Genomic DNA, 1,356 nt, shown 5'->3' on the forward strand with positions numbered 1-1,356 from the left:
GCCGCATCGGTGCCGTAGCGGGTGACGGCGGTCAGCCGTGAGGCGTTGGACAACGGCGCCTGGTCGTAGGTCAGCTTATACGCGCTGCGCAGCGCGCCGGAGACCGTGACGCCGATCGCCTTGATGCGCTGGCTGGTTTCGGAGATGTCGCGGCCATTGCCCATCAGGATCAGATCGGGCCGCGTCTCCAGATAGAATTTTACGACGCTGCCGTTGTAGCTGATCGTGTCGGGATAGCAGACCGGGCTTGCCGGGCAGGTGTAGCTGTAGGCAACATTGTTGCCATTGGTATCGGTGACCGAGGTCAGCAGCCAGCGATAGCTTTGGGCCAGATCATAGGCTGGATTGGCAACTGTTGTGCCATCCTTGCCGGGGATGGTTGGGGGAAGGCTTAGATTCGCCACCGCAGCGACCGAGCGGAAGGTCGAGATGGTGCCGTCGCGATCCGTCACTGTCCATTCATTGGTGGTGCTGTTGAGCGCAATGCGGCGATAGGATTCGTTCTCCGTCGCATGCGTGCCGCCGGTCGCGCACGATGGCGACACCATGCCGGCCACGCAGGCGACCATCGCCTGGCCGTCAAGCAGATAAATGTCGCCGGCATCGAAGGCCGGCATGCCATAGCCCGGGCTTGCCCGCTCGATGACATCCAAACCATCAAGGCCCCAGGCATAGCCCAGCCAGCCCTGGTAGAGGCCGCCGATCTTGGTCCTGCGCGAAGACTCGTAGGTGAGTGCGATCGATGGCTCGAGGCCATGAAAATCCGGGACATCGATGCCGATGGCATAGCCCAGATTGCCATTACCTGAACTCTTCGGCAGATCCACCTTCGGCGTGCCGATCGCTTCCGGATCGCCGCTTGTCGTGGTCGTGGTCGTCGCCAACGTCGTCGCGGCAGGCTCCTCGGGTGCGGCTTCGCTGTCGGTCGACTGATCGGTCGTGCCCACCTCTGCCGCCGCATCAGGACCATCGCCCGCCGGCGCAGCATCTCCCGTCGCAGTTGCTGCGGGCGGTGCGCCCGCATCATCCGTGCCGGAGCCTGATCCCGAGCCAAGTGCTGCCCCGCCATTGCCAAGGCCCTCACCGGCGCCAGCATCTGGCGAAGTCCCTTGCGCCTCCTGCGCAAAGGCAGCCATCCCTGCGGAGTTTCTAATATGAGCGACTAAAGATGTATCAGCGCCGAACACACCGGCGGCAAGCAATGCCGCACCAACAAGCAACTTGTTCATGATTCCCCCGAGCCCAAGTTGCTTACTTCTACTAAACCGCCGCCAAACGAATACGGCACCAAGTCGTCGCAATAGGAATATCCACAGGGAAATTTTTAAGCCAACGGGGAACAGCCGATTTGCTTAA

General features: G+C 61.7%; 1 protein-coding gene. It reads right to left on the minus strand.

Annotated elements, in window-relative coordinates; genetic code table 11:
* The coding region (locus tag NKI17_RS36800; RefSeq protein ID WP_352907943.1) for a SpvB/TcaC N-terminal domain-containing protein at positions 1-1,229 on the minus strand (1,229 nt) is incomplete at its 3' end.
* Positions 1,230-1,356 lie beyond the last annotated feature (127 nt).

It is taken from the genome of Mesorhizobium sp. M0816 (genome assembly GCF_040320005.1).
Taxonomy (GTDB): Bacteria; Pseudomonadota; Alphaproteobacteria; order Rhizobiales; family Rhizobiaceae; genus Mesorhizobium.